Source organism: Streptomyces sp. OfavH-34-F, assembly GCF_022347745.1.
Taxonomy (GTDB): Bacteria; Actinomycetota; Actinomycetes; order Streptomycetales; family Streptomycetaceae; genus Streptomyces.
Window position 1 is genome coordinate 1 of record NZ_JAKRGC010000436.1, and the last position, 4,158, is coordinate 4,158.

At 73.2% G+C, this 4,158-nt stretch carries 4 protein-coding genes; 1 reads left to right on the top strand and 3 read right to left on the bottom strand.

Features of this window, described 5'->3' with window-relative positions:
• Positions 1-14: 14 nt before the first annotated feature.
• On the bottom strand, positions 15-845 hold the full coding sequence (locus MHW47_RS32780; RefSeq protein WP_239227484.1) for an inositol monophosphatase family protein: 831 nt from the start codon (positions 843-845) through the stop codon (positions 15-17).
• A 62-nt stretch (positions 846-907) separates the two neighbouring features.
• The gene (locus MHW47_RS32785) at positions 908-2,185 is read right to left on the bottom strand and encodes a glycoside hydrolase family 16 protein (RefSeq protein ID WP_239227485.1); all 1,278 of its coding nucleotides are present in this window, start codon (positions 2,183-2,185) and stop codon (positions 908-910) included.
• 330 nt (positions 2,186-2,515) lie between these two features.
• On the opposite strand from MHW47_RS32785, the gene MHW47_RS32790 reads away from it, so the two are divergent.
• On the top strand, positions 2,516-3,580 hold the full coding sequence (locus tag MHW47_RS32790) for a biotin/lipoate A/B protein ligase family protein (protein ID WP_239227486.1): 1,065 nt from the start codon (positions 2,516-2,518) through the stop codon (positions 3,578-3,580).
• A 35-nt stretch (positions 3,581-3,615) separates the two neighbouring features.
• On the opposite strand, the gene MHW47_RS32795 is transcribed toward MHW47_RS32790, so the two are convergent.
• On the bottom strand, positions 3,616-4,158 hold a 543-nt coding region (locus MHW47_RS32795; RefSeq protein ID WP_275449905.1), incomplete at its 5' end, for an amidase family protein.

The window sequence follows — 4,158 nt, forward strand, 5'->3', positions numbered from 1 at the left end:
CCGCCGTCCCCGGGTCAGGCGCCCGCGCGCAGGGCGGCCAGGATGCGCTCGGCGGTCGCCCGGTCGCGGGCGGCGGTGAAGGGCATGTCGTTGCCCCCGGCGATCCGGAAGGGCCCGCCGGAGAGCGTGAGGTGCGCGCCGCCCGCCTCGGCGACCAGCAGGAGCCCCGCCGCGTGGTCCCACGCGTACTCCCAGTCGTAGACGAGACCGTCGACCTCGCCGCGGGCGACGGCCAGGTATTCGAGCCCGGCCGAGCCGCAGGGGCGCAGGGCCGCGAAGCCCTCGGTGCGCAGTCCGCGCAGGGCGCGCTTCTGTTCGTCGGTGGTGTAGTCGGGGTGCGACATGGCGACGTGCAGCACGGCGTCGGGCTCGGGGGAGCCCGAGCGTATCGGGGTGCCGTCGAGGGTCGCGCCCCGTCCCCGGACGGCGACGGCCATCTCGTCGAGCGCGGGGGCGTAGGTCCAGGAGGCCAGCACCTCGCCCTTGTGGGCGAGTGCCACCAGGGTGCAGAAGCCGGGTTCGCCGCGGACGAACTGCCGGGTGCCGTCCACCGGGTCCACGATCCACACGGGTGCGTCGCCGCGCAGCGCCTCGTACACGGCCGGGTCGGCGTGCACGGCCTCCTCGCCGACGACCACGGAGCCGGGCAGGAGCCGGACGAGGGAGTCGGTGAGGTGTTCCTCGGCGCCCCGGTCGGCGACGGTCACCAGGTCGTGGGGGCCGTTCTTCTCGACGATCTCGTCGGCGCCGAGCTGCCGGTAGCGGGGCATGATCTCGGCGGCGGCCGCTGCGCGGACCGCCGCCTCGACCCTGGTCAGGTCACCGTTGAGGAAGTCATCGATCATGCCCCCAGCCAATCATGGGCACGGGCCCGGCCGGCTGGGGGGTCCGGGCCCGTCCGGCCGGGTCAGCCGTTGACCGTCCACTTCTGGTTGGCGGTGCCGGCGCAGGTCCAGATCTGCAGCGGGGTGCCGTTGGCGGAATTGTTGCCGGTCACGTCCAGGCACTTGTTCGCCTGCGGGTTGACGATGTCGCGGGCGCCGCTGACCGCCCACTTCTGCGCGGCCGTTCCGTTGCAGTCCCACAGCTGGACCCTGGTGCCGTCCGCCGTGCCGCCGGAGGCGACGTCGAGGCACTTGCCGAGGGCCCGGATCGTGCCGTCCGCGCCGACGGTCCAGCGCTGTGCGGCGGTGCCGTTGCAGTCGTAGAGCTGGACGGGGGTGCCGTTGGCGGTGGCGGCGCCGGCGACGTCCACACACTTGCCGGCGAGGCCGGTGATCCGTCCGCCCGTGCCGCCCGGGCTGTCGCCGGTGGTGACGCGCACGTGGTCGACGACGAGCTGACCGGGGAAGGGGGTGCCGCCGTCCGGGTCGCCGGGCCAGTAGCCGCCGACCGCCAGGTTGAGGATGAGGAAGAACGGCTTGTTGAAGACCCAGGGGTTGCCGCCCGTGTCGGCGGGGGTGCGGCGCTGGTAGACGTTGCCGTCGACGGACCAGGTGATGGAGTCGGGGGCCCAGTCGACGGCGAAGGTGTGGAAGGCGTCGGCGAACGCCTGGCCGCCCGGCAGGGTGTAGCCGGCGCCGATCCCGCCGGAGCCGGAGTAGCCGGGGCCGTGCAGGGTGCCGTGGACGGTGGAGGGTTCGAAGCCGACGTTCTCCATGACGTCGATCTCGCCGGAGTTGGGCCAGCCGACCTGTCCGAGGTCGGTGCCGAGCATCCAGAAGGCCGGCCACATGCCCTGGCCGCGCGGGATCTTCATGCGCGCCTCGACGTGCCCGTAGGCCTGGCTGAACTTCCCGGAGGTGTTCAGCCGTGCCGAGGTGTACTGGCAGGTGCCGTACCAGCACTGGTAGTTGGCCGGGTTCTCCTTGCGGGCGGTGATGACGAGGTGGCCCTGTCCGTCCAGCGCGGCGTTCTTGTTGCCGGAGGTGTAGTACTGCCGCTCGTGGTTGTTGACGTTGTCGCCGGTCTCGATCTGCCATTTGCCGCTGTCCACGGCCGCGCCCGCGGGGCCGTCGAACTCGTCGGAGAACGTCGTGGTGGCGCTCGCGGCGGCCTGGGCCATCGGCGCGGCGTCCGCCGCGGCGGGGCCGCCGGTGCCGGCCAGTCCCGCCGTGGCGAGGGCGAGGGCGAGGGCCGGGAGTACGGAGCGCAGCAGGCGCCGCGAAAGGCGTGGGGAGTCCATGACTCTCCCTTCCGGGGTGTGTGGGGAGGGAAGGGGAACCCCGCCGTGCGCATGGAAGTCATGCGCATGACAGGTCGAGCGGTAGAGGGAAACGGATGTGCGTCGGGCCGAGAGGGGGTACTCGGTCCGCTACGTGATTTAAGAAGTGAAGAAAGGCCGTGTCAAGACTCTGGTACGGACCACAGGAGTCGAAGCGAGGACGGCCCCGGGGCGCCGCGCCGCGTGCGGGGGTCCGGGCGCGACCGGCGGATTAATCCGTGCGACGGTGGCGTTGTCGCAGACCGGGTCCGTACGTCGGCGGGCCGGCCGGGCGGAAGTGGAGGCAGGACCGTGCACGGTGAGTACAAGATTCCCGGGGGCAAGCTGGTCGTCGTGGACCTGGAGGTCGAGGGCGGGGCGCTGCGGAACGTCCGGGTGGCGGGTGACTTCTTCCTGGAGCCGGACGAGGCGATCCTCGCGATCGACGCGGCGCTGGAGGGCGCCCCGGCGACCACGGACACGGCGGCCCTGGCGGCCAGGATCGACCGGGCGCTCCCGGAGTCGACGGTGATGCTGGGCCTCACCTCGGAGGGCGTCGCCGTCGCGGTGCGCCGGGCGCTGGCGCAGGCCACGGAGTGGAGCGACTACGACTGGCAGCTCATCCACGACGCCCCGCAGTCCCCCGCGCTGCACATGGCGCTGGACGAGGTCATCACGGCGGAGGTGGCGGCGGGCCGTCGGCCGCCGACGCTGCGCGTGTGGGAGTGGGACTCCCCGGCGGTGATCATCGGCAGCTTCCAGTCGCTGCGCAACGAGGTCGACGCCGAGGGCGTCCGGCGCCACGGCGTCACCGTCGTCCGGCGGATCTCCGGGGGCGGCGCGATGTTCGCGGAGCCGAGCAGCACCATCACGTACTCGCTCGCGGTGCCCCAGTCCCTCGTCTCCGGGCTGTCCTTCGCCGACAGCTACGCCTACCTGGACGACTGGGTGCTCGAAGCGCTGGGCGACATGGGCATCAAGGCGTGGTACCAACCGCTCAACGACATCGCCACCGAGGTCGGCAAGATCGCCGGCGCCGCGCAGAAGCGCGTGGTCGGCCCGGACGGCGGCCCCGGCGCGGTGCTGCACCACGTGACCATGTCGTACGACATCGACGCCGACAAGATGCTGGAGGTGCTGCGCATCGGCAAGGAGAAGATGTCCGACAAGGGCACGAAGAGCGCCAAGAAGCGGGTGGACCCGCTGCGCCGGCAGACCGGGCTGCCCCGCCAGGCCGTGATCGAGCGGATGATCGAGTCCTTCCGCAACCGGCACGGTCTGACGCGGGGCGCGGTGACGCCCGAGGAACTGGCCAGGGCGCAGGAACTGGTCCGGACGAAGTTCGCCGACGACGCCTGGACCGCCCGCGTGCCGTGAGGTCCGCGCTCCCGGCACGATCCGGCCGGGAGGCCTCAGAGTGCGGGCCGGTACGCGTGCCAGCGGCGGTCGTCCTCCAACTGGGCGGCCAGGGAGACGAGCCGCTCCTCGCTGCGGGACGGGCCCAGGAGCTGGGCGCCGACCGGGAGGCCGTCGCGGGTGAAGCCCGCCGGGACGTTGACGCCGGGCCAGCCGAGCACGTTCCACGGCCAGGCGTACGGGCACGCCTCGGTGATCGCCACATCGGTGCGCCAGGCGCTCAGCCCGTCGAACCGGCCGATCCGGGGCGGCGGCAGCGCGGTCGTCGGCGTGAGCAGCACGTCGAACCCGGCGCCGCCGCGCTCCCGGTGGAAGAACGCGCCGATCCTGCGGTGCTGGTGCACCTCGCGCGCCCTGGCCGCCCGCACCGCCCGGCCGCCGAGCCGGGTTCCGGTGCGCAGGGCGCTGCGGGTGCGCGCGTCCAGGAGCGCGGGTTCGGGGTGCAGGGCGGCGAGTTCGGCGATGCCGGCGGTGGCGCGGGGCACGAAGCCGAGGCCGATCAGCCCGTAGCGCGGCCGGGCCTCCTCGACGTCGTGGCC

Excerpts from the sequence above, each read along its gene's own strand:
- MHW47_RS32780 (WP_239227484.1), bottom strand. The coding sequence starts at position 845 with ATGATCGATGACTTCCTCAACGGTGACCTGACCAGGGTCGAGGCGGCG.
- MHW47_RS32785 (WP_239227485.1), bottom strand. The coding sequence starts at position 2,185 with ATGGACTCCCCACGCCTTTCGCGGCGCCTGCTGCGCTCCGTACTCCCG.